Source organism: bacterium (assembly GCA_023150945.1).
Lineage (GTDB): Bacteria > Zhuqueibacterota > Zhuqueibacteria > Zhuqueibacterales > Zhuqueibacteraceae > Coneutiohabitans.
Map to the genome: position 1 here is coordinate 873317 of JAKLJX010000001.1, position 25650 is coordinate 898966.

The 25650-nt window shown below is 57.8% G+C and carries 18 protein-coding genes and 1 pseudogene; 4 read left to right on the forward strand and 15 right to left on the reverse strand.

The features are described from left to right. Window positions 1-291 precede the first annotated feature (291 nt). The 13 genes and pseudogenes from L6R21_03215 to aroC all read right to left on the reverse strand — a co-directional run bounded on the left by L6R21_03215 (window position 292) and on the right by aroC (window position 14763). Window positions 292-1101 (reverse strand): SDR family oxidoreductase, encoded by an 810-nt coding sequence (locus tag L6R21_03215; protein ID MCK6558185.1) that lies wholly within the window; start codon window positions 1099-1101, stop codon window positions 292-294. Then, window positions 1076-2044, reverse strand: a complete 969-nt coding sequence (locus L6R21_03220; GenBank protein ID MCK6558186.1) for an SDR family oxidoreductase — start codon at window positions 2042-2044, stop codon at window positions 1076-1078. Before L6R21_03220 ends, L6R21_03215 begins: the two co-directional genes overlap by 26 nt. Before the next feature lie 195 nt (window positions 2045-2239). Then, the gene (locus L6R21_03225; protein MCK6558187.1) at window positions 2240-3151 is read right to left on the reverse strand and encodes a bile acid:sodium symporter family protein; all 912 of its coding nucleotides are present in this window, start codon (window positions 3149-3151) and stop codon (window positions 2240-2242) included. Between the two features lie 17 nt (window positions 3152-3168). Beyond that, a complete protein-coding gene (locus tag L6R21_03230) occupies window positions 3169-3759 on the reverse strand; it encodes a phosphatase PAP2 family protein (GenBank protein ID MCK6558188.1) in 591 nt (196 codons plus the stop codon). Window positions 3760-3769: 10 nt separating this feature from the next. Beyond that, the gene (locus L6R21_03235; GenBank protein MCK6558189.1) at window positions 3770-4492 is read right to left on the reverse strand and encodes a hypothetical protein; all 723 of its coding nucleotides are present in this window, start codon (window positions 4490-4492) and stop codon (window positions 3770-3772) included. Between the two features lie 279 nt (window positions 4493-4771). Next, complete coding sequence (locus L6R21_03240; GenBank protein ID MCK6558190.1) at window positions 4772-6241, reverse strand: amidohydrolase family protein; 1470 nt, start codon at window positions 6239-6241, stop codon at window positions 4772-4774. 623 nt (window positions 6242-6864) lie between these two features. Next, window positions 6865-7809, reverse strand: a complete 945-nt coding sequence (locus L6R21_03245; GenBank protein ID MCK6558191.1) for a DUF3592 domain-containing protein — start codon at window positions 7807-7809, stop codon at window positions 6865-6867. Window positions 7810-7828: 19 nt separating this feature from the next. After that, window positions 7829-9271, reverse strand: coding sequence for a glycoside hydrolase family 125 protein (locus L6R21_03250; protein ID MCK6558192.1), 1443 nt, complete (start codon window positions 9269-9271; stop codon window positions 7829-7831). 165 nt (window positions 9272-9436) lie between these two features. After that, a complete protein-coding gene (lon, locus tag L6R21_03255; GenBank protein MCK6558193.1) occupies window positions 9437-11866 on the reverse strand; it encodes an endopeptidase La in 2430 nt (809 codons plus the stop codon). Between the two features lie 277 nt (window positions 11867-12143). Further along, the gene (locus tag L6R21_03260; protein MCK6558194.1) at window positions 12144-12632 is read right to left on the reverse strand and encodes a GAF domain-containing protein; all 489 of its coding nucleotides are present in this window, start codon (window positions 12630-12632) and stop codon (window positions 12144-12146) included. After that, window positions 12606-13016 (reverse strand): annotated as a pseudogene (aroQ, locus tag L6R21_03265) (type II 3-dehydroquinate dehydratase). The gene L6R21_03260 and the pseudogene aroQ overlap by 27 nt, the downstream one beginning before the upstream one ends. Window positions 13017-13072: 56 nt before the next feature. After that, window positions 13073-13618, reverse strand: coding sequence for a shikimate kinase (locus L6R21_03270; protein MCK6558195.1), 546 nt, complete (start codon window positions 13616-13618; stop codon window positions 13073-13075). Continuing rightward, a complete protein-coding gene (gene aroC / locus L6R21_03275) occupies window positions 13588-14763 on the reverse strand; it encodes a chorismate synthase (protein ID MCK6558196.1) in 1176 nt (391 codons plus the stop codon). Before aroC ends, L6R21_03270 begins: the two co-directional genes overlap by 31 nt. Before the next feature lie 247 nt (window positions 14764-15010). On the opposite strand from aroC, the gene L6R21_03280 reads away from it, so the two are divergent. Next, window positions 15011-16255, forward strand: a complete 1245-nt coding sequence (locus tag L6R21_03280; GenBank protein MCK6558197.1) for an MFS transporter — start codon at window positions 15011-15013, stop codon at window positions 16253-16255. A 418-nt stretch (window positions 16256-16673) separates the two neighbouring features. Next, window positions 16674-19763 (forward strand): histidine kinase, encoded by a 3090-nt coding sequence (locus L6R21_03285; GenBank protein ID MCK6558198.1) that lies wholly within the window; start codon window positions 16674-16676, stop codon window positions 19761-19763. Between the two features lie 74 nt (window positions 19764-19837). On the opposite strand, the gene L6R21_03290 is transcribed toward L6R21_03285, so the two are convergent. Next, window positions 19838-20194, reverse strand: a complete 357-nt coding sequence (locus L6R21_03290) for a DUF5615 family PIN-like protein (GenBank protein ID MCK6558199.1) — start codon at window positions 20192-20194, stop codon at window positions 19838-19840. Then, window positions 20191-20427: a DUF433 domain-containing protein gene (locus L6R21_03295; GenBank protein MCK6558200.1), complete on the reverse strand. Its 237-nt coding sequence runs from the start codon at window positions 20425-20427 to the stop codon at window positions 20191-20193. Before L6R21_03295 ends, L6R21_03290 begins: the two co-directional genes overlap by 4 nt. 231 nt (window positions 20428-20658) lie before the next feature. On the opposite strand from L6R21_03295, the gene L6R21_03300 reads away from it, so the two are divergent. Continuing rightward, the gene (locus tag L6R21_03300; GenBank protein MCK6558201.1) at window positions 20659-21285 is read left to right on the forward strand and encodes a response regulator transcription factor; all 627 of its coding nucleotides are present in this window, start codon (window positions 20659-20661) and stop codon (window positions 21283-21285) included. Between the two features lie 364 nt (window positions 21286-21649). Next, window positions 21650-25429, forward strand: a complete 3780-nt coding sequence (locus L6R21_03305; protein ID MCK6558202.1) for an SBBP repeat-containing protein — start codon at window positions 21650-21652, stop codon at window positions 25427-25429. The last annotated feature ends 221 nt before the right edge of the window (window positions 25430-25650 follow it).

The following is a 25650-nucleotide window of genomic DNA, read 5'->3' on the forward strand; positions in this document are numbered from 1 at the left end:
GCGGGTTGTATTCTAATATTTTGTTGCTTTGATTTGTATAAGTGATTCCGAGTGTCATTCAGCAGGAATCTTGTGAGGCACCTGGCACCGTACTCAGATCTTCACAGGATCCTTGCAGGATGACATGGGTGGTGGCTGTACATTTCAAGGTAACAGACCGCTAGCCTGTCATGCTGCCAGCATCTTTCTCAGTGCTGCATTGTGCCCAGGGTGGGGCAGATGCTCGCAGGATACCACGAGCCGGGTTTGAAATTTCAATGACTGCCGCTCTGCTGCAATTCCTGCAAAGCCTCACTCAATCTCAGCGCGCAAGCGTTTGGCCATCGCGGCGGCATAGAGGCGGGGCGCCAGCCGGTTGAGCCAGTAAGCCAGCCTGCTGGTTTTGCCAACCAACAGCAACTTCTGCTCGCGGCGGGCAGCCTGCAAAATGCGCTGCGCTGCCACCGCGGGATCCAGCTTGCGGCCCACCACCACCTGCTCGTGCTGCACGGGATTGCCGTCCGCGCCCAGCGCATTCTTGTTGATGGGCGTGTCGATGAAAGAGGGACACACCAGCATGATCGCAACGCCTTCGGGTTCCAGCTCCGGCCGCAGGCTTTCGAAAAAGCCATGCAAAGCGTGTTTGCTCGCGGCATAGCCGGTGCGGCCGAGCAGCGGAGAAAAGCCGGCAACACTCGACAGCGTGATGATCATGCCCCGGCTTTGGATCAATGCCGGCAGTGCGGCTGCGGTCCAATTGAGCGCGCCGAAGAAATTCACCGCCAACACGCGGCGAATCACGGCGATATCGGTGGCGGCAAAGCGGCTGCGATGGCTGAGGCCGGCGTTGTTGATCAACAAATCGATCCGCCCGAATTGCTGAAGAATTCTGTGCGCGAGTTTTTGCGTGACTTCCCAATCGCTCACGTCAGCGGCATAGCCGGTGAAATTCACCGGCGTCTGCTTGAAATCGCGGCCGAGCAGCTCCAACTCCAGCGCCGCCTTGTCGATGCCGACCACCAGCGCGCCGGCCGCGCCGAAACTGCGGCACAGCGCGCGGCCCAGCCCGCCGGCCGCGCCGGTGATGATCACGACTTTATCTTTGAAGTCGCGCTGTGGCATAGTAAGCAAACACCTCGCGGGAAGTCATCGCCGGCGTGTAGCCGAATTCGCGTTTCAATTTCGTGTTGTCGAGCACCGGCCGGTAGCGGAGAAAATCGAGCTGTTCCGGACCGTATTGCGTCAGCCGCAGCTTGCGTAACACGGCCAATCCCCATCTTAACAAACCTGCCGGCAAAGTCAACGTTTTCTTCCCCAGCATGTGCGCGATTTCGGTAATGGTGAGCGCGCCGTCGCCGGCGAGATTGTAGATGCCGGTTTTCTCCGAGAAGATCGCCGCGCTCAGGCACGCAGCAACGTCCTTGTCCCAAATGAAAACGAACGGACTGCTGGCGCCTGCGACCGCCAGCAGCCGCGGCTTTTCGAACAGCGCCGTGATTTGGTTGTTGGTGGTCTCGCCGAGAATCGTGCTCACGCGAAAGATCACCTGCCGCAGTTCCGGATGCTGCTGCCGCCACTCTGCCAGCATTGCCTCGACCAGGCGCTTGTGGTGGGCGTAGGCAAATGCAACATTGCCGCGCAGCGGCTGCTCTTCTTGGATGAGGGAAGGATTGTCGGCGTGGTAGCCGTACGCGGCGCCGCTGGAGGTGACGATGAGTTTTTCCACGCCGGCAGCGCGGCAGGCCGCGAGCAAATTTCCCGTGCCTTCGACTTCGACGGAATAGGCCTGGGTGCGATCATCATGGCGGCCGGGCGTGACGATCGCCGCGAGATGTACGACAACGTTGATGCGATGCCGGCGCAACAGTGCCGCGAGCTGCGGCGAGCGGACGTCGGCTTGTTCGTATTCCACCCCAGCCGTGCGTTGAGCTGCCGGCGTCTCGCGCACATCGAGGCCGACGAGAGTGAAGGGCGGATGGCCGTCAAGATTCCGGCGTTGCGCCAATTCCGCCATCACGATCTTGCCGAGATAGCCGGACGCGCCGGTGATCAGAATGTTCTTCATTCGTGTGGATTCACGGGCATTCGTGATTGTTGTCAAAGCACTTTCGCACCAGTTCAGCCGCGCCGTTCATTTGGAACGCCGCGCCGTGGAAGTGGTGATATACCCGGCACTGCGCCAGCCGCTTCACATCATCCCCCGGGATGACAGTGGTGGGGGACACGCCATGCGAGGCAACAGAGGATCCGTGCGCGGCTGTTATGCTTGGCCAGCGGCGGGTGGCCGCCGTGACCACAACCACGCGAGCGTGCTGCCGCTGAGGATATGCCAAATGCCCCACCATGCCGCCACCAAGGCCATGCCGCCCAGGCCGTCGAAGAAGTTGAAGATCAGCAGCAAGCCCAAACCGGAGTTTTGAATGCCGGTTTCAATGGCCACGGCGCGCCGATCGGATTCCGGCAGCCGGGCCAGGGCGGCAACAACGTAGCCGCCCAGCAAGGCCAGAGCGTTTTGCAGCATCACTGCCATTGCCACCCGGCCAACGTGATTCACAAAATTGTCCCAATTCGCGAGCAGCGCCGCAATGACAAAGCCGCCGAAAAAGATCAACGCGAGGATTTTCATCGGTTTCTTGGCAGCCGCGGCCAGGCGCGGGTGGCGATGCGCCAGCAACAGGCCCAACGCCAGCGGCAGGCCCAACAGCAGAAAGACGGTAGCCATGAGATCGAGCGGATTCAACGCGATCTTGCGCAACAAAGCCTGCGCCGGCGGATAGAGTGAGCCCCAGAAGGCGAAGTTGAGCGGCGTCATGACCAGCGCAGTGGCGGTCGAGAATGCCGTCATGCCAACGGAAAGCGCGGTGTTGCCGCGGGCGAAATAGGTGAGAAAGTTCGAAATGTTTCCGCCTGGGCAGGCGGCCACCAGCAGCATGCCCAGCGCCATGCTCGCTGCCGGCGCCAATGCACTCACCAGCAGAAACGACAAGGCCGGCAGCAGCACGAACTGCGCGCACAAGCCGATCAAAATGGCCTTGGGAAACTGCAAGATCGTTTTGAAGTCGTCGAGCTTCAGGTCCAGCGCGATGCCGAACATCACAATGCCGAGTATCACATTGAGCAGCGTCAGCGTGGCAGGATTGAAGTTCAGATGAATCGCATCGAGGGCGGGCAAGCGGGGCCTCTCCGGCTTCATTCTTTGCGGGACGGCTGCACGCCCGCCGGTTGCTGCCGGAAATGGCGGTAGCGTTGCAGCGCGATTTGATGGGTCTTCAGCACGAGCCAGGCGCACAACATGCCGAACAACGCGCCGCCGGCAACGTCGGAAGGATAATGCAATCCGAGATAGATGCGCGAAAAACCCGAAAGAAAAGCGCAGGCATACAGCGGCCCGCGCTGATGGGGATAAAAATGCGTGAACAGCGCCGCGGCGGCGAACGAGTTGGCGGCATGATTGGAGGGGAAGGAGAACGACGTGCTCTTGCCCAGGATCATGTTGACGCCCTCCAGGGCCACGCACGGCCGCAGCCGCTGGAAATAGGGCTTGAGCACGAAGGCCGCGATTTGGTCGCTGAGCAGAATCACCGGGATGATGAGCAGCGCTGCGGTGCGGCCGGTTTTGCCGCCCTTCCACCACAGCCAGACATAAACCGCTGCAAACAGCGGAAACCAGTTGCGCTGGTTGGTGACGATCGGCATGAGCCAATCGAGCAAGCCGCACTGCAGCGAGTGATTGACGAAGAAGAACAGCGCAACATCGCTACGCAGTAGAAATTCTAACATGGCGGCACGCTCACATTCCGAAACCCATGGTCAGCAGGAATGCCACGCCATTCAAATTGACTTGGCGGTTGTCCGGCAGGCCCGCGGCCTCGCTGCCCTGTTTGCGGTCAACGCTCACGTGATGGTACAACACCGAGAGGGTGGAGGTGATGCCGTCATCGGTGGTGAAGTAGATGCCGATTTCGCCGCCCCAGCCCCAATCGCGATACCGGCGCTTCTCGCTCGCAGTGCCATTGCCATTCGATTCCCGGCTCCAGAGAATGGTGTGACTGACGAACGGCCGCAGCAGCAGGCCGGTGTCTTTGAGCGAAGTCACTTTGTCCACGCCGGTTTTGGCCGCCCAGCCCAAGCCGGGCAGATTGGGCAGATTCATTTCGAGCAGCGACAGCTTGAGCACCGGCCCGGCCATGAGCGGCAGCATGGTGCGGGTGAAATCGATTTCCGCGGCCGGCCGCGCACCGGCCGCCTCATTGCCGATCACGAAAGCCAGGTCGCGAAAGCTGCGGCGATGCACCGCGGCACCCGCGGCGAGATCCCATTTCCACACGCCGGCGCGATCAAGGCTGGTGCCCAACCAGGCGCTGCCGTAAACGCCGCCCGCCATTTCCGCGGGATAAATCGCGCCAAAGGTGAAATCCCAAGACACGGGCTGGCTGTGCGCCGGCACCGCCAGCGCCAGTGGCGCGAGCCATGCCAGCATGATTCTGAAAATGCGGTTGCGACGTAATTCCATTTCCTCTCCTCCGGTGAAGCGATCGGCCAGATGAATAACTGCTGCATAGTCCGGCATTTGCTGGTCGGATGAAGCGAACCCCGCTTCTTGTCATTCTGCAGAGAATCGTTCCGGGCACAGGAATCCTCTGCAATTGGGGGGCGTTCCAGTGCCCCAAAAGATGCCTGCGGCATGACAGAGCAGGCAACGACTCTTCATCCAAACAAAAAATGCAGTAAAGCAACATCACACAAACACGGTGACTGTTGGTTGGGAAGATTCTGATTCTGCCACGGGCGGTCACTGCGCTGCGGCTTGGCGCGCGGCTTTCACCATCTCCCTCACTTCGGCGAACAACGTGGGCGCGTGATAAGGAATGCCGTCCTTGATCGTCCACTCAATGCCGCCGCCCTGGCGTTGTTGATCGAGCGTGGCCTCGCTGCCGGCGGGAAACAGAACATGCAAATTCTCCAGCGGATTGCCGTTCACCACGATGACATCGGCAAGATAGCCGGGCCGGAGGCGGCCGAGTTCATGCGCCTGCCCCAGCACCTGCGCGCCGTTGGCAGTGGCATGCTGGATCACTTCGAGCGGATGAAAGCCCGCCTCCTCGTGCAGCTCCAATTCACGCAGATAACCAAAGCCGTACATTTGATAGATGAAGCCGGCATCCTCACCGGTGGTAACGATCCCGCCCAGCCGGCTGAATTCGCGCACGGCTTGCATCCACAGACGATAGTTTTCCTTCCAATAAACCTCATCGGTGCTGGTCCACCCGTAGAAGAACGAGCCATGATAATCAGGATTGGGCTGGAAGAAAGCGGCGAGTGCTGGATGCAGATAATCTTTGAACCACGGCTGGGTCAGCGCGCGCTGCAAATCGCGGCAGGCTTCATAAATGCACAGCGTCGGATCCCAGGCCACGCCCGCCCGCACCAGGGCGTGCAACACTTCCTGCAGTTTGTGGGGATTGGCCTCGCGCCACAGCCGGCCGGCATAGCGAAAGCGGTGCAGTTCGTTGTTGTAATTGAAATCCGGCGGGAACTGCTGCACGCCGTCGAGCGCGGCATCGGGCACACCGTACCAATGCTCGATGGTGGCGGTGCCGGCTTGCGCATCGTGCCAGGCATTGGCATCCTCCACGCCGGCATGATGCGCGAGTTTGAGCCCGAGTTTCTTCGCTTCGTCGGCGACGATGAAATAGGTGTCGCGATCCATTTGATGGCACTTCAAGCCATCCGCGCCTTTGGCTTTCAGCTCGCGCACTTTGGCGCGGATCTCCGCCTCGGTATTGCCGCCCGGACACCAGAAGTAAAGCCACAGCCGCGGCGCCGCGGTGGTATTGGCCGCGCTCTTGCGCTTTTCCGCGAGCGCTTTGTCGTAATCACTGCCCACGTCGCGCACGGTGGCGATGCCGCAGCCGAGCCAGAGTTTGTATTGATAATCGAAGGGCAGGGGTTTGCCGGCGCGCTCATCCTGCAAATGGCCGTGCAGGTTGATGAATCCCGGCAGCACGTATTTGCCGCTTGCCTCGATCACGGCCTCGGCATCGCGACGATAGCCGGCGTCCGCACGGCTGCGGGTGATGCGCTCGATGCGGTTGTGCTTGATGATGATGTCCACCGGCCCCTCGGCAGGCGTGGCATTGCCTGTGATGACCATGGCATCGGTGATCACCAACAGCGCCGGCCGCCGGCCATGTTGGGGCAACTGGTTTTGGCCAAACAGGGGCAGCACGAGTGCCACCAGCAGCCAACTTAGGCCGCACATGATGGCTGTGGTTGCCGGTCTCGACGAGCACGGATCGCAATGCGATTGCGGCATCTTCAAACTCCCTCACGCTTGCTTCATGCGTCCGGATTTGACATGATCAACAAGGGCAACAGGATTTTTGGGGGTGACGGATCAATGGAGCCGGGCGCTGCTTTGCTCGGCGTTGCAGGAACACTCTCATCAAGAAGCAAGTTTCTCTGACGCATACGATTCATTGGTGCTACAACGTTAAGTCGAATTCTCTTGCACAGACAAGCAGCCCCAAGGGGGCGAAAGGTAGAAGCGAAGGGCAACGCCCTGGAAGATCAGTAATCATGAGATATCACCAAGCCCCGGGGCGCCATAGAACCACGTCAGGAATACCGCCTCTGCAGGGCTAAATGCGACAAATCCTATCGGTTCCCAGGGCGCTGCCCGTGGGCTATTACATGCGACCCCGTTAGGGTCAAGCAGGCCTTTTATAACGATGAGAGTGTATGCTTAACGTTGCAGTATTCGTGTCCGTCCGAAAACACCACCGCCCGGGCGCTTCGTGATGAACGGGAGCGAGTTTTATTCGACTGGTACACGCTTCGAAGTCAAGCGCCCGGGCGGTCATTCCCTTTCTGGACAAACACTGACTAAAGGCCGCCGACCACCGCGGCCAATGCCAGCAATCCCAAACCAACAATCCAGAGCAACGTGATGCCAATGGCGCGGCGCTCCAGCACTGCTTCGCCGGGATTGCGGGGATCGTAGCAGACTTGCACGGCCCCGCCTTCGGAGTCATTCTCGCTTTGTTCCTGCGGCTGCCCCGGCGCCCACCAGCTCATTCGCCCGCCAAATGCCAAACGATTTCCGGTGTAGCGCCGGCCCGCGACGGTGTAGGTGTAAACGAGTTGTGCGCCCTGTTGTGTGCTTCCTTTGCTGCCGCCGAATTCGCGGCTGGCAGGCAGCGTGGCGGAAACAATCTCGCCGCGGGTTGCCGGCCAGCGCCGTGCCGCGGCAACTTGACGGTGAAGCACCAGCGCCAGCGTGAGCACGAACAGGCCGCAACCGCCAGCCAGCGTCACAAACAGCGCGTGCGCCGGCCGCGGCAACACCCCCGCCAACAGCTTCGGCACATTCGTGACGCTGAACAACAAAATCGCCGCGCCGCCGAGGAAAATCAAAAAAGCATAGGTGATGCCCTTGGCGAATTGCGGCGGCAGCTCGCGCTCCAGCACGGCCTCGGCGGGATTCGCCGGATTGTAGTAGACTTGCACGGCCGCGCCGGCGGGATAACGCGCCAGTGTTTCCTCGACGCCAAAGTTGCCAACGGCCTCGCCGATGCTCAAGCGCTCGCCGCGATAGCGCCGGCCGCCGACGCGGTACTCGTAAACCACCTGCGGATAGTTTGCCACACGGTCGCCGTGAGGCTGAGAAGGTTTGCGCCGTGCGGCGATACCGGACGAAAGGATCTTTCCCGTCGTGACCGGCCAGCGCCGCGCCGCCGAGACCTCGACTAATTTGTAAACCACCGCGAACGCCAGCACGCCGGTGAACATCGCCGCGCCGATCAAGATGAAAGTTTGGAGTTCCGCCATTGTGCCGGGGCCTTCTTTATCAAAGACGATCGTGCAAGAGCTGCGGCCGTTCCGCCTGCAGTTTCAAAATCAATTCACCTAACAGGGTGTTGGCCCAGGCAAACCACGGCCGCGTGAACGTGGCAGGATCATCGCGCTGAAAGCTCTCGTGCATGAAGCCGGTGCCGGCATGCGTGGCCTTGAGCATGCGCAGGCACAGCCGAATCTCGGCGTCGCTGGCGCTGGTCAATGCGCGCACAATCACGCTCAAGTGCCAGATCATGCCCAAACCCACGTGCGGGCTGCCGATGCCCTCGGCCGCGGCGCCGCGATGAAAGTAGGGATTGTCTTCACTCAATGCGAAGCGCCGCGTGTTTTGATAGACGGCATCGGTGAGCGCGCAGCAGCCGAGATAGGGCAGCGCCAGCAAGCTCGGGAGATTGGCGTCATCCATGCAGACAGAATTGCCGAAGCCGTCGATTTCATAGGCGAAAATCCTGCCGAACTTCGGATGCGCGACCACGGCCTCGCGCTGAACTGCCTGCTGCACCTGCGCCGCCAGCGCGCGGCATTCGCCGGCAAAAGCGGCATCGTGATGAACCGCGTCAATCAACTCAGCGAGTTGCTGCAGTGCCGTCACCGCGAACATATTGCCCGGCACGAACAGCGGATACAGGCAGGCATCATCCGAAGGCCGGAATATGGAATGAATCATGCCGTTGGGCCGCGTGGCGTTGCCGTAGCCGCCCAGCGGCACGGTGTCCGACGCAACCGGCGTGCGCCGCTGGAATTTGTAAGGTCCGGGACCGTGCCAGCGTTGCTGTTCTTTGAACGTGCGCACCACCAGAGCCATGGCGTGACGCCAGGCTTCATCAAACGGCGCGGTCTCACCGGTGGCTCGCCAGAAACCATGGGCCAGGCGCAGGGGATAGCAAAGCGAATCGATTTCCCATTTGCGTTCGTGCAACTCCGGCTTCATGTCGGTGAGATCATTTTGCCAGGGACTGGCAGCCGGACCATCATTGAAAGCGTTGGCGTAGGGATCGATCAAAATGCACTGCGTTTGGCGATTGATCACGCCGGCGAGCAAAGCGCGCAGCGCATCGTCCCTGGCAGCGAGCGGGAGGTAGGGCCACACTTGCGCGCTCGAGTCGCGCAGCCACATTGCCGGAATGTCGCCGGTGAGGACGAAGGTATCCGGCTTACCGTTCTGCTGGCGGAAAGCAACCGTGGTATCGAGCGTGTTGGGAAAGCAGTTTTCGAACATCCAGGCCAGTTCGGCGTCGGCGATGGCGGCGGCAACCGCAGCGATCGTTTGCTCGACCGCCGGGCTGACGAATTTCCGTTGCGCCAATGGCGGCCGCCGGCTGACGAAAGCCGAAGACTGGGCAGCGTCCGGGAAAAGCGGGAAGGGAGCGGCCGGCAGCAATGCGGCTGCGCCGGCAAGGGAGGTGGTGGTGAGAAATTCTCTGCGTGTCGGCATGGGCGTTTGACATTGCGTGCATGAAAATGGTGCGGCAATGGTAGCCAAATAGCCAGTCTTTGTCAAATGGATTTTGGTGGCGGGCAGGCGGGAAAACACACAGGCCGTGAAAAAGCTCACGGCCTGTGGCAGAATTGCGGCGAGAGGAAAAGACGGCAGCGTGGTTCACGCGATCGCGGGTTGTTGGTCGATCACGCCCGGCGCCTCCGGCTTGGGCTTGCGCGACCGCTTGCCGAGCACGATCTTGATCACGTCATCCATCTCGCTGACGAAATGGAATTGCATCTGGTCGCGCACGTGCTGCGGGATTTCCTCGATGTCTTTGCGGTTCTTCTCCGGCAGAATCACCTTGTCGATGCCGGCGCGTTTTGCCGCCAGCGCCTTTTCCTTGATGCCGCCCACCGGCAACACCAGGCCGCGCAGGGTGATTTCGCCGGTCATGGCGTAGTCATGTGCCACCGTGCGGTCGCTGAGCAGCGACATCAGGGCGACGAACATGGTCACGCCCGCGCTCGGGCCGTCTTTGGGAATGGCGCCCGCCGGCACGTGAATGTGAAGGTCGGTTTTGTCGAAGAAATCCTCGTCGATTTCGTATTGCTTGGCTTTGCTGCGAATGTAGGACAGCGCCGCCATCGCCGATTCCTTCATGACATCGCCGAGGTGGCCGGTCAGGGTCAGTCCGCCCTTGCCGCGCATTTTGGTGGCTTCGACAAAGAGAATGTCGCCGCCCACCGCGGTCCAGGCCAGGCCGGTCGCCACGCCGGTGCGACTGGTGCGTTCCTTGGCATCAGAGAAATACTTGATCACGCCGAGATACTTGTGCACGTTTTCCCGGGTGACGGTGCGCTTGGGCGCCGCGGCCTCTTCCTGGCCCTTGCTCTCGACGATCTCGCGCGCCACGCCGCGGCAGATGTTGGCAATTTCGCGCTCGAGGTTGCGCACGCCGGCTTCGCGGGTGTAGGCGGAGATCACCTGCTCGATCGCCTCCGGCTCGAAGGTGACCTGCTCGTGCTTCAAACCGTGCGCATCGAGTTGCTTGGGCACCAGGAACTTCTCCGCGATGCGCATCTTGTCTTCCGCGGTGTAACCCGGCAGCTCGATGATCTCCAGGCGATCCTTGAGCGCGGGATGAATCGGGTCTTCGAGATTGGCGGTGGCAATGAACATGACCTTGGACAAATCGAAGGCGACTTCCAGGTAATGATCGCTAAAGGAGAAGTTCTGCTCGGGATCCAGCACTTCGAGCAGGGCCGAAGAAGGGTCGCCGCGAAAATCCGCGCCGACTTTGTCGATTTCATCGAGCATGAAGATCGGGTTGTGGACCCCGGCCTTTTTCAAGCCTTGAATGATGCGGCCCGGCAGCGCGCCGATGTAGGTGCGGCGATGGCCGCGGATTTCCGCCTCGTCGTGCACGCCGCCCAGGGAGATGCGCACGAACTTGCGGCCCATGGCACGCGCGATCGAGCGCCCCAGCGAGGTTTTGCCCACGCCCGGCGGGCCGACGAAGCACAGAATCGGGCCTTTCATGTCCGGCTTCAGTTGCCGCACCGCGAGATATTCCAAAATGCGGCGCTTGACCTTTTCCAGGTTGTAGTGATCCTCATCCAGCACCACGCGGGCATAGTTCACGTCGAGATTGTCTTCGGTTTCCTTGCTCCACGGCAGTTCGATCAGCCAATCGAGATAGGTGCGGGAAACGGTGTACTCGGCGGCGGCCGGCGGAATACGCGCCAGGCGATCCAACTCCTTTTCCGCGACTTTGCGCGCTTCCTCGGGCAGCTTGGCCTCGTCGAGCTTTTGGCGCAGCTCGTTGATCTCAGTGGTGCGCTCATCCTCGTCTTCGCCCAGCTCGCGCTTGATCGCCTTCATCTGCTCGCGCAGATAGTATTCGCGCTGGTTTTTGGAAATCTCGCCCTGCACCTCGCTTTGAATCTTGCTGCCCAGTTCGAGAATCTGCAACTCCTTGCTGAGCAGAAAAGTGGTGCGCTCCAAGCGCCGGCGAATATCGGTGATCTCAAGAATGTCCTGCTTCTCCGGCATGGGAATGTTGAGATTCCACACAATGACGTCCGCCAGCCGGCCCGGGCTTTCCGTATTCATCACCAGCATGGTGTGTTCGGGCGTCAGGTAGGGCGCGAGATCGACCGCTTTTTGAAATTGCGCGCGCAGGTTGACCACCATGGCGTCGATGTCCATGCCCTCGACCTTGCTTTCGGGATAAGGCTGCACCGCCACCGTCAGGTAGGGATCGGTTTGCACGAAATCCAGCAGGCGCGCGCGGGTGACACCCTGCACCATCGCGCTTTGCGTGCCGTCCGGCATTTTGAAGATCTTCATCACCTGCGCAATTGTGCCCCAACGATAGAGATCCTCCGGACTCGGATCATCAACCGAGCCGTCCTTTTGCGCCACCACCATGATCAGACGATCACTGCGCATGGCGGCATCGATCAAGCGCACGGATTTCTCACGCCCGATGGATAACGGCAAAATCTGCTGCGGAAAGATGACGGTATTGCGCAACGGCAGCAGCGGCAGGACTTTCGGAATTCTAATCTCGATTCCCAGATCATCGGAATCTCGTTCTGTGCTCATATGCAATCCCTGTATGGGTTTGTTGATGGACTTTCGAACTCAAGAGGTTTCACGCCGGAAACCGTTTTCCCTCATTAAAAATCTGGCCGGGAGACACTGCTCCCGACTTCGCACTGCGCAGATTGTACAAACGTTGTGCCACTTTCCCCAAACATGGCTCCACGAAGATCATGCCGCCCGAAAGACTTTAGCTCGCCACTTTCTGAAAACTGCCTGAGAGTCCGGCGATCTCCTGGCAGAATGTCAGATCGCTGTGCTGGCAAAATTGTCAGGAAAGTCAAGACGTCAGGTGATCGTTCCAGGCTGCAAGCTGCGCGGCCATCGCCTCCAACATGCGCGTGTCGTTGCGCCAAAAGGCATCGGGAGTGTGGCTGTCGATATCAATCTCGCCGTAAATGCGCCGGCCTTTGATGGGCACAACGATTTCAGATTTGGTTTCGAGGCTGCACGCCAGGTAGCGCGGGTCGGCGTTCACCTCCGGCACCACGATGGTTTGTTCTTCGGCAACTGCGGCGCCACAAATGCCGCTGCCGATCGGAATGCGCACATGCGGCGTGGGCGCGCCCAGATAGTTGTGTACCACCAGCTCATTACCCGCCACCAGGTAGATTCCCACCCAATCATATTTGGGAAAATGGAATTTCAGTTTTTCCACCAAGAAAGTGTAAGTCTCATTCAGGCCGGGTGCTGTGGCGATGAACTCCCGCAGTTCCTGCTGCAGCACTTCTCCCAACACCACCTCGAGGCCGCGGCGGTAACTTGTCACTCCCAAACCGGAGATTTGATCGCGGCAAACTTCGCGCAGCACCGACACGCGCCGGAAGGCTTCGCGCTGATGAATGTCGGAAAGATGCACTTCCACCGCGGGCAGATTGACCGCGGCGAGGGCATCGCGCAAGGCATAGCTGTAATGGCCGAGCGCGCCCGGATTGATCACCACGCCGGCAGCCGCATGGCGCTCGCGCTGCAGGAAATCGATCAGCGCGCCCTCGTGATTCGATTGGAAACAATCCACCAGCGCATGCGAGGCCGCGGCGAAGCGCGCCAGTTCGGCGTTCAGTTCCGCCAGCGTCAAGCGGCCGTAGATTTCCGGCTCACGCTCGCCGAGCAGGTTCAAGTTGGGACCGTGAAGAACGAGTATTTTCTGCATGCGTTGGGATGAAGGTGACGTGAGAGCGTTTAGCGATCCTGGCGTGGCCGGGCGGCTCACAAGCTTTCGCGGATGAGCTGTGAGATGATCGCCGCGGTTTCCTGCGGCGTGTGCTGCGCAAAGCTGTCAACCGTGAGAGCGGCGCGCCGGTAATACGGCTCGCGCGCGTTCAACAGTGCGCGAATGAACAAAGGCCGCTCGGCGGGCGCGATGCGGCTGAGCATGGGGCGGCCGGCTTCATCCTTCAGCCGCCGGTACAGCTCGTCGGGCAGGCAGCGCAGATAGATCACCAAGCCCTGCGCCAGAATCGGCCAGGCGCTTTCCTGCGTGGGCGTGCCGCCGCCCAGCGCAATCACCGCCCGTTCGCGGCCGAGCAACTGCTGCAAGAGATTCACCTCCACGCCGCGGAAGTAGGGCTCGCCGTGCTGGTCGAAAATCTGCTCGATCGGCATGCGTTCCTGCCGCACGATCTCCTCATCCAAATCCACGAACTGCCAGCCCAGCTCGCGCGCCAGCAGCCTGCCGATCGTGCTTTTGCCGCACCCCATGAAGCCAATCAAGAAAACATGTTTTACCGGTTTGAGCGTGACCAAGCTGTCCATCGTCCGAGAATTTCCTGCATCGTATCGCCGCCGAATTTTTCCAACAGGGCGTCGCTGAGCACGAGCGCCATCACCGCTTCGCCGATCACTGCCGCTGCCGGCACGGCGCACACATCCGAGCGCTCGAGATGCGCGGCGGCCGGCGCCTTGGTGCGCAGGTTGACCGAATCCAGCGGCCGCATCAAAGTGGAAATCGGCTTCTTGGCGGCGCGCACCACCAGCGGTTCGCCGTTGGTGATGCCGCCCTCCAAGCCGCCGGCCTGGTTGGAAGCGCGATGAAAACCGCGTTCAGCGGTGTGATAGATCTGATCCTGAAATGCACTGCCCCAGCTCCCCGCGCCGGCAAAGGCGTTGCCGATTTCCACGCCCTTGACCGCCGGAATGCTCAAGAAGGCGGCTGCCAGCCGGGCATCGAGGCGGCGGTCCCACTGCACGTGGCTGCCCAGTCCCACCGGCACATTGAGCGCCGCCACTTCGAAAACGCCGCCGACCGTGTCGCGCTCCGCCCGCGCCTGATCGATGAGCGCGACCATTTCCCGGCCGGCCTCGTCATCCAAACAGCGCACCAGCGAGGCCTCGGTGCGGTCAGCGATTTCCGCCACAGGAATGTCGAAAGCCGCTTGTCCGATATCCAAAAAGGTGTAGCGGCTGCGCGCCTGTTGAATTTGCACCACGTGGCTGAGAATGTGAATACTGAAAGCCGCGAGGAATTTTCGCGCCACCGCCGCCAGCGCCACGCGCATCGCGGTTTCGCGTGCGCTCGCGCGTTCCAGCACATTGCGTAAATCATCGGTTTGATACTTGATGCCGCCGGCCAAATCCGCATGCCCGGGCCGCGGAATCTCCACCGGCGCGACCTCCCCGGTTGCCGGCGCCACGGCCATGCGGGTTTGCCAATTCGACCAGTCGCGATTTTCGATTTGCAACGCAATCGGCGAGCCGAGCGTCTTGCCGAAACGCACGCCGCTGAGAATGCGGGCGTGATCCTGTTCGATGCGCATGCGGCCGCCGCGGCCGTGACCGCGCTGGCGGCGCTGGAGCTGTTGGGCGATTTCCGCCTCGCTGATCTCCAGGCCGGCGGGCATGCCTTCCAATATACCCACCAGGGCCTGGCCATGCGACTCCCCGGCGGTGAAATATCGAATCTGGCTCATGCGAAATGAAAGTCATGAAACACGGGCGTCATCTCTGGGTCAAGCGGCAGTCATAATAGCGATTTGCAGTTTGTAAATCAAGACTGGCCTTGCTTTCCAGCCCGAGCCAGCATTACATTGCGGCAAAAATTTTTCATCGCCACCGGCAGGCTGCGCCAAAGCGCTTGAACCCCTTTTCGTGCTTCGCGCCGGTCTCGCCTGGTTCGTGTTTCTCGCGGTCTAATTGCCGAATCACCTCATGCCAAACCTCCAGCCTTCTCCCGACTCCCCTCTTCGCCCTGCGGAAGTGATCGCGCTCATCAGTTCCATGCTGCTCGTGGGCACCAGCTTTGGCGCGGTCGCGCCGCTGGTTTCGGCGTTGCTGGAGCAGCGCGGTTTCAGCGAGTATTTCACCGGCGGTGTTTCCGCCATGCTGGCGGTTGCCGTCGCTCTGCTGAGCACGCGCGTCGGCAGGCTGGTCGAGCGCCACGGCACGCAACGCATCAACTTCCTGGGCTTGATTGGCCAGGCTCTCGGCTTCGCCGGATTGGGAATGGCGCTGGCCTTCTACGAACCGGCGCTGTTTATCGTCCGCTTTGCGCTGGGTGCTGCCGCCACCATGACTTTCGTCGCCGCCGAGGTCTCGCTGCTGCGCGGCGTTGCCGCTCACGTGCGTGGCCGGGTGATGGCGGCCTACGGCGCCTCACTGGCCTCCGGATTCACCGCCGGCGTTTTTGTGAGCGACTGGGCGTATGATTGGGTCGGCCTGTGGTGTTTTGGACTGGTTGCGGTGGCCGCGCTGTTCATCGCGCCGCTGGCCTGGTGGGGCTTGCGCGGTGAGATTGGCCAGCCCGCGCCCAAGCTGGAATCCCACTTCGAGCAGCAGAGCGCCGGCGGCATCGATTGGCAAAGCCTGTGGCTGGGTTTGTTTGGCGCGATTGTTTTCGGCGCGCTCGACATGGCCATTGCCGGCACCTATCCCGTCGAGGGCCAGCGCCTGGGCTTGAGCCGCAGTGAAACCATGCAAATCGTGGGCTTCACCGCGTTCGGCATGGTATTCACCCAGCCGATTTGCGGCTGGCTGGCGGACAAATTCGGCGTGCGACGCACCATGGCGGGCATCGGTGTATTCGGCATGGCCTGCTGCCTCGCAGCCGGGATCATGAGTCAGAAAGTCCTTGCCGGAGAAAAAATCTGGGCGACGCTGGCGTTCGTCGGCATTGGTGTGGGCGTCGGCGGCGTCTATCCCGTCAGCCTGAAGATTCTGGGCGACCGCACGCCGCCGGGCAAGTTGCCGGTGACTAACGCGCGTTTCTCGATGCTCTACGGTTATGCCTCGCTGTTCGGTCCCATTCTCGCGGCTTTCGCCATCGATGTCATGGAAACGCTCGGCTACCTCGGCTGGGCCGTGCCCGGCCTCTCCGGCGTGACCATGGCAATGGTTTTGATTCTGGTGATTTGGGATCGCCGCCACGAAAAGGCCGCGAGCTTCTCAAACCGTTGAATGCAGCCAGCCTGTGCCGGTATCTCCTTCTCGCGCCTGAGGTTTTGATCCGGCGCTTTCCTCCTCTTCCTGTCTATTGCACGTGACACTCGCCTTGCCCCGCTCTGGGCCAGTCCTCTCTCGCCACTATGCCGGCCTTGCCGGTATAGTCACTGCTGCAAGCACAGCCTTGCAACGGGGTTCTCCAAACTCACATAGAAATTTCAAAGATCGAGATTTCTTGCGCGGTGCCGGATTCGCCTTGGCAGCATTCGCCGTCGCGCCGGATTGCCTTCGCAAGCCTGCCCGCTGAGCTGTCAGGCTTATTGCTTCGCCGGCGAGTTTTTTGTGTCTCCTCGGGCTTCATGGGTGGAAAATGGTCATACGTTCTGCACGGGTTCGCAAATGCCAATCACCGCCAAGCCGGGCAGCTTGCTGGTTGATCTTCACGGCGCTGCTCGGCAATGTCGCGACAAATCGCGCCCAGCCGCGCGACTTCAGATTCGAGCAGGTCTCCGTCGAGCAGGGTTTGTCGCAATGTACGGTGGGTGCCATTTTTCAAGATCGCCAGGGCTTCCTCTGGTTCGGTACCGCGGACGGTTTGAACCGCTACGATGGCTACAGCTTCAAGCATTACAAGCACGATCCCGGCAACAGCAACAGCCTCTCGCACAACAACGTTTCGGCAATTGTGGAAGACCGTGACGGCATGCTGTGGTTCGGCACGGTTGAAGCAGGACTCAACAAATTCGATCGCCAGCGCGGCACGTTCACGCGTTACCGGCATAATCCTGCCGATTCCTCCAGCCTTTCGAGTGATCATATCTCTAGTCTTAATCTTGACGCCAACGGCGTGCTTTGGATCGGCACCTTTGATGGTTTGAATTCCTTCAATCCCGAAACGCAGACGTTCGCTCGCTACCGGCACGATCCGCAGAATCCGCAGAGTCTGAGCCATCCCTATGTCCGGCGCATTTATGAAGATCGCGCGGGCACGCTCTGGATTATTGCCGGGTGGATATTGCACAAGTTCGATCGCGCCACCGGTTTTTTTAAGCGTTATGATTTTGGTCTGCGCAAGACGAACGATGGCGTGGTGGCGCTTCACGAAGACAGTCGTGGCACTTTTTGGTTGGGCACGGCGCGCAGTGGGTTGATGATTTTCGACCGCCATAAAGAGCAGGTCACGCACCATTTTCAACATGACCCTCGCGATTCCACGTCGCTGCTGGATAATGAAGTCGTGGGGATTTGCGAAGATGTTACCGGCGCATTGTGGCTGGCCGACCGCGGCGGGGTCAGCCGCCATGATCCCACCAACGGCAAATTCTTGCGCTTCCGCCACGATCCTAAAAATCCTGCCAGCATCAGTTTTGGCAATTGCACCAGAATGTATCGCGACCGCTCGGGATTGATGTGGTTTGCTACCGATGGCAGCGGTTTGAGCAAACTCGATCCGCGCCCGCCCAAATTCGCGCACCTCAAACACGAGGCGGATAATCGCAACAGTCTCAGTCTGGGCCTGCCGAAAGCGATCTGGGAAGATCGCGAAGGCGATTTGTGGATCGGCATGATCAGTTCCGGCGTCAACCGCGTCAATCGCCGCAGCGGAGAAATCACCCGTTATTCGCATAATCCCGCCGATCCACGGACGCTAAACGCGACCGACGTCGTGGCAATTTATGAAGATCGTGAAGGAATCCTGTGGTTGGGAAGCCAGGGCTTGAATCGCCTCGATCGTGAACATGAAACCTTTGCAAATCCGCTCAACGACGAAGGCAAGCGCCTGGCCCTGCCCCGGCATAGTGCTGATGCGATCTGCCAAGATCAAGAGGGCAAGATTTGGGTCGGCGGCAACGCGTTGAGCATGTATGACAAGCAAACCCGGCAAACCATTACCTACGAGCACCAACCGGATGATCCCACCAGCCTGAGCAGCATACCCGTGACCGTTGTTTATCAAGACCGGCAGGGTGTTCTGTGGGCCGGCACGCAACGCGGCTTGAACAAATTCAATCGCGCCAGTCAAAACTTCACGCACTACTTCCACGATCCTGCCAACCCGAGCAGCTTGAGCAACGACTACATCAAAAGCATTTTTGAAGATCGCGACGGCAATCTTTGGATTGGCACAACCGATGGTTTGAACAAGCTCGATCCCGGGAGAAAAACGTTTACGCGCTACCACGAAAAAGAAGGGCTGCCCAACACCTTTATTTACGGCATTCTCGGCGATGATCACGGCATTCTCTGGTTGAGTACCAATGGCGGCATTTCGAAACTTGATCCCGTCTCCGGAAAATTCCGCAACTATGCCTTGAAGGACGGCCTGCAATCACGCGAGTTCAACACCGGCGCGTATCATCGCAGCAAACGAACCGGCGAAATGTTTTTCGGCGGCATCAATGGCGTCAATCTTTTTCATCCGGATTCGGTGAAAGATAGTTCGTTTCTGCCGCCCATCGTGTTGACGGATTTCAAAAAATTCGATCTGCCAGTAAAGCTCGACATCGACATCGCCAATGCCACCAAACTCAAACTCGATTATGAGGAGAATGTCTTCTCCTTCGAATTTGCCGCATTGGATTACACCCATCCGGAGAAGAATCAATACGCCTACATGCTGGAGGGTTTTGACCAGGACTGGGTGTATTGCGGCACGCGCCGGTTCGCGCGCTATACCAATCTCGATCCCGGTGACTACACCTTTCGGGTGAAGGGGACGAATCACGACGGGGTGTGGAACCCGCAGGGCGCGGCGCTCCGCATTGCCATCGTACCGCCATTTTGGATGACGTGGTGGTTCAAAATCTTGACGGTCGCAGCGACGCTTGCCGCCGTCGCCGCCGCGGCAAAGTATGTTTCCATGCGAAAATTCAAGCAGCGTTTGGAAGCGATCGAGCGCCAGCAAGCATTGAGCCGCGAGCGCGAACGCATCTCCAAAGACATGCATGATGAGTTGGGCGCGAATTTGACCAAAATCGCCATTCTCGGTGAGCTGGCGCAACAAAATTTCGCCAATCCTCAAAAATTGCGCAGCGACCTGCAAAAAATCTCCGCCACCGCGCGCGCCACCATCGACAGCATGAGTGAGATCATCTGGGCGATCAATCCGAAAAACAACTCGCTCGACAATCTGGCGGCGTATCTGCGCAAATGTGCGGCGGATTGCTTCGAGCTGACAGCGATAAACTACCGTCTGCATTTTCCAGAGGCCGTGCCCGGCCATTCGATTTCCGCGGAGTTCCGGCGTCACGTTTTTTTGGTGGTGAAAGAGGCCATTCACAACATCGTCAAGCATGCCGGGGCAACGGAAGCGGAGATGCAGCTCATCTCCTACGATCATACGCTGGAGATTTCAATTCGGGATAATGGGCAGGGCTTTGTGCCGGAAACCGTCAACGGCTGCGGCAACGGCTTGTGCAACATGAGCAAGCGCATGGCAGATATCGGCGGCGAATTCGAGATTCAATCGCAGCCGAACGGAGGAACGCGGGTGAGGATTTGGGCGAAGATCAAATGCGTTTAGACAATCCGGATGCCGGTTGCGAGAATTTCCTCGACAAACGGGTTGTCTCTGTAAAAATCTTTCGTGCGAAGCGGCTACTTCTTTTTGCTTCGTATACGAACGATGCCCGGTGAAATGACACTGAAAGCCCCGGGCATTTCGTTTAGGCGCGCAGCAAGCACCTTTGCAACAATGGCAGCTTTCGTTTGTGGCGGCAGACCAGCGAGACGAATCAAAATAACACCCCGATGAGCCAAACCTCGACGATACACCAACTCGCCGTAATCTTTATCTTGCGTGATAAGCAAGGCTTGATGTTCATTTGCCTGCTGAAGCACAATATCATCGGGGATGCCGGGCTCCATTTCTGCGACATAAATAACATCATGCCCATCTCGTCGAAGTTGCTCCACAATCGGCCTGTCAACACCCTCGTCAGCCAACAGGTTCATGCGGCGTGCTCGGCAATGGGATAAAGAACATCAGCACGGAGAGCGCACGCTGCAAACTCTAGAGCGGCAAGTATCGCCGGCCTCGTTAAACGGGGGTGTGCTTCCATCAGTTGCTCGATCGTTTCACCGGCAGCCAGTTTTTCCAGGATCAACTCGACAGTTATACGTGTCCCTGCAACAACCGGCTTACCCATCATAACATTGGGATCAGACTGTATCAGTTGATTTTTCATTTCTCACCTCCATTCCATGACCGATAGATCCAAAAGAATGGCCCAATATAAAACCAGTAAAACCGCCGGTCAAGCTTTTTATTTGCTCTCAGCCGATGGAATCGGGTATAGTGTTGGAAAAGTGGCTCGAGCCCTACTACTTTCGTGTGATTGATCGGCAGCACAATCTTTTTATTTTTGAACAACCCGGCACAGTCATTCGTGTCTGATTTGTCAATTTCATAAAGTCATATGCCTATCAACGTCGCCATCGTCGAAGACATCGATGACATTCGCAACGGCCTGGCCTATCTCATCAACGGCTCAGAGGGCTTTCGTTGCGTGGTCAAATGCAGCAGCGCCGAAGCTGCTTTAGAGGAGTTGGCGGCGCTGGAGGCAGACGTCGTCTTAATGGACATCGAGCTGCCCGGCATGTCCGGCATCGAATGCATTCGCCGCCTGAAATCGGATTATCCCCAATTGCAGATCATGATGCTCACGATTTACGAAGACGACGACAAAATCTTTGATTCGCTGATGGCCGGCGCCAGCGGTTATATTCTGAAAAAGACGCAACCCGCCAGGCTGTTGGAGGCGATTCAAGATTTGCACAACGGCGGCTCGCCCATGTCCAGCCAGATTGCGCGCAGAGTCGTGCAAATTTTTCAACAGATGCGAACCCCGGCGAAAGAGATGGAACATCTTTCCCGGCGCGAGCAGGAAATTCTGAGCTATCTCGCCAAGGGATTTTTATATAAAGAAATCGCAACAACTCTCGGCATCAGCATAGAAACCGTGCGCACACACTTACACAAGATTTACGAGAAGCTGCACGTGCACAATCGCACCGAAGCGGTGTTGAAATACTTGCAGAAGTGAGGGTTCGTAGTCGCGCCTTCAGGCGCTTGAAACCCAATTCAACTCTCCCTGCTTTCCCCTCCGATCCAAAATACAACCTTCGTGTGATTGAATCTCCACGTGATTTCAACTACATTGCTCCAGCAACTTCGCAGGGAATCTTGGTGATCGCCTTACCAGGTCTGCGTTGTTGGGTGACCCATAGACACATCTCGAAACGCCACGACTGAAGTCCCGGGGGTAAGTGGCGTTTCGAGGTTTGATAACATGAATGGCTGTTTTGGCCACAACAATAAGTTTGTCTCACCGCGATTGATAGAAAAGTTGATCTTTGGAGCAGATGCCCAGATCTGTAACTTTGAATTTTATCAGACGGAGAAACATCATGAAAAATTTGGCGACTCTCTTGTTATTGGCAACGCTGCTAACCATTGCACCTGCACAAACGCAAGAAACGGCTGATACGAAAAATTTGAGAACACGCGACCACGTATTCTTTACTGGTGTTGCAGAGGAGCGCAATCAAACGGAAATGGGGTTGCCCACGGGCCGGTTTGGCGATCGCCCGGAGGATGAAGATCGTGGGCCAAATTGGCACCAGCAGACAGGCAGGCAAAAAATATCAGGGCAAAAAGAGATGACAGCTACGCATGCGTCTGGGCAGAATCCCTTGTTGCTAGGAATGAATGAGGGTGTGTCGAAAGGGGTGGCTGCCGGGTTCGATCCTATAATCGGCAGCAGCAGGGCTGACGCTCTCAATGCCATTAATTCTGCTTTGCCGACTGAGCCATTTACCGACATTGCCACGAATCTGATCGGAGTTTACGACAATTACTCGTCAGGAGATTGGGGCGACTATGATGATGATGGAGATCTGGATATTTTGCTCGCAGGTACTGCGTTGCAGCTAGGAGGATTTAGGAGCAACGTATACAGAAATGAGGGTACCAGCTTTCAAATTAGTTTCGACCTTACTCATGTTTCTCAAAGCTCCATGGCCTGGGGTGATTATGACAATGATGGTGACTTGGATATTTTGCTATCCGGACAGTTATCATTCGGCGGCTTGGTGGGAGTCACGAAAATTTACCGTAACGATGGAGTTAATTTCAATGAAATCAATACCTCTTTAGCAGCGGTCAGAGCGGGCATTGTAACCTGGAATGACTATGACAATGATGGAGATTTAGATATTTTGCTCACAGGAACTGGCAATTCGGGCGAGCCCACTGCAAAAATCTTTCGAAATGATGGTGAAGATTTTGTGGATAGTGTAGCTGGATTAACACCTCTTGACCATAGTTCCGCGGCGTGGGGAGACTACGACAATGATGGCGATTCAGACCTCATAACAACTGGCCTAACCTCGAGTGAGGTACGTATAACCATTGTCTATCGCAACGATGAGGGTAACTTCGTTGACATACTCAGCGGGCTACCAGGTGTCACTGGCCCATGTATTTGGGGAGATTACGACAATGACGGCGATTTGGATATTTTGCTTGCAGGTAGTACAGGAACAAACCGAATTGCCGAAATCTATCAGAATCAAAATGGCATTTTTAGCCCGATAACTGCCGGACTGGTAGGAGTTGAGGGCAGTGCGGCTGCGTGGGGAGACTATGACAATGATGGAGACTTGGATATTCTATTAACGGGATACTCAGATGAGGGATTCGTCACAAGAATCTATCGCAATGATCTCAATGGTTTCACTGATATAAATGCAGGCTTACCTGGTGTGTCAGGTGGTTCCGTCGCCTGGGGTGATTATGATGACGATGGAGATCTTGATATTCTTCTTACAGGCACCAATGGTTCAAATAGTACGATTGCAAGGGTATATCGGAACAATACTACCATTGCAAATACTGCCCCTACGGCTCCGGCCGACCTTAATGCTTCTGTCTCTGGCAATGCCGTCACGTTCAACTGGAACAAAGCCACTGACAGCCAAACGGCGCAAAATGCTTTGACCTATAATTTACGAATTGGAAACACTCCGGGAGGCGCACAAATCCTTTCGCCAATGTCAAACACGGCCACGGCCTATCGGAAGGTTCCCCAATTGGGCAACACAAATCACCGGAACAGTTGGACGATAAAGAATTTGTCGCCAGGCACGTATTATTGGAGTGTGCAGGCGATTGATAATGCGTTCGCAGGTTCTGCATTTGCGCCAGAACAAAGCTTTACGATAGTATCGCCCCCAACTCTTACTGTGACCCTGCCAGCAGCCGGAGCTACGTGGCCAGTTGATTCAACGAAAACCATTCTATGGAACTCGAATAGTGTCAGCGGGAATGTGAACATCAAACTCTCGACTAATGGTGGTGTGACTTTCCCATTTACGCTTGCCTCAAACACCGCTAATGACGGCAGCGAAAACGTGATCGTACCGGATAAGCCTTCGAGCACGTGCCGTGTTCGTGTGGAATCCGTGGCGAATACCGGTGTGTTTGGTGATAACCCCGGTAACTTCAAGATTGCCTCATTGCAAGCCTGGGTCGTGCGCTACGATGGCCCAGCCAACGGCACAGATGAAGCCAATGCCCTCGCGCTCGACAGCGCCGGCAACGTGTATGTAACCGGCTTTAGTCTCGGTTCCAGCAGCAACCGTGATTTTTTGACGCTGAAATACAACTCTGACGGCGAGCGGCAGTGGGTCGCCCGATTCAATACGCCTGTGAATAATATCGACGAAGCCAGGGACATTGCTGTCGATGCTTCTGGCAACATCCTGGTCGCAGGATTCAGCGTGGGGGCAAAAGGGAATCCGGATTATTTCATAATCAAATTCAACAGCAGTGGCATGAAGCAATGGTCTGTCCGCTACAATGGCTCGGGCAATGGTAATGACAAAATCAATGCCTTGGCGGTCGACGGTGCAAGCAACGCCTATGTCACCGGGCACAGCTTTGGCGCAGGCGGGAGTGCGGATTTCGCCACCATCAAGTACAACAGCGCCGGCGCAAGACAATGGATCAGGCGTTACAATGCACCAGCCAACAATCACGACGAAGGCAAGGACATTGTCGTTGATGGCTCAGGCAATGTTTACGTAACCGGGCAGAGCTATGGGGCGAAAGGGAATCATGATTATTTGACCATCAAATACAATAGTGGTGGAACGCAACAATGGGTTCAGCGCTACAATGGGCCGGGCAATGGAGATGACATTACCAACACCATGGCTCTCGATGGCGCAAGTAATGTCTATATCACCGGTCATAGCATTGGCACAAGTGGCAGCCCAGACTTTGCCACGATCAAGTATAGCAGCTCAGGAGTGCAACAATGGGTGGCGCGCTATAATTCGCCGGTCAACAGCACTGACGAAGCAAGAGACATTGCCGTGGACGCTGCCGAGAATGTTTATGTGACCGGCTACAGCCCTGGCGTGATTTGGAATCATGACTACTTCACCGTGAAGTACAACAGTGCAGGAGTTGAGCTGTGGAGCGCGCGTTACAATGGACCGGGCAATGGTGAAGATATCGCCAGTGATCTGGCTGTCGATGGCAGCGGCAATGTTTACGTGGCCGGTCACAGCTTTGGCTCAACTGGCAGCCTGGACTACACTACGATTATGTACAACAATACCGGTGTGCAGCAATGGATTGCCCGGTTTAACGCCCAGGCCAACAATCTTGATGAGGTTAGAGACATTGCCGTTAATGCTGGCGGAGACGCTTACGTGACAGGTTATAGCATTGCGGCCAACGGCCAGGCGGACTATGTCACGATCAAGTATTCCGCTTCAAGTGTAGTTGCGGCCAATGCCCAAGTGGCAGAGATCGAAAGCAAGATTGTAGATGAAACCGAGGAAGATGAACGAACCTCAATTGCCAAACAGAACGCTGTGCTTGCGCAATTTGCCTTGGCGCAAAACTACCCCAACCCCTTCAATCCGAGTACAATGATTGGTTTTGCACTACCCGAGGCGGGCGAGGTGACACTGAAGATTTACAATACCGCCGGCCAACTCGTAAAGCAAGTGGCCAGCAGCAAGTTTGCCGCGGGCGAACACCATGTGAATTGGGATGGCCGCAGCGCCGCCGGCGAACAAGTGGCCGCAGGCGTCTATTTGTATCGCCTGGTGGTGCGTGACGCAACCGGCGCCGTGTCATTTACCGAAACCAAGCGCATGACCTTGCTCAAATAGCGCCCGCTTCTGCATTACCGGCCTCTCGAATTGCATTCAGGTTGCCGAACGACTCAACCCGCAACATGCTCCAACCGAAACGCCGTGTTTCCGGCCTCCTGCCGGCGCGGCGTTTTTGTTTTGGCTGGAGTGACAGCCGGCGCAGCGCTCGCAGCGGGAGGGTTTCAGGGCTGCGCGAGCCGGGGATCATCTGGATTGAAGAATCGGTATCAGTCGGCGTT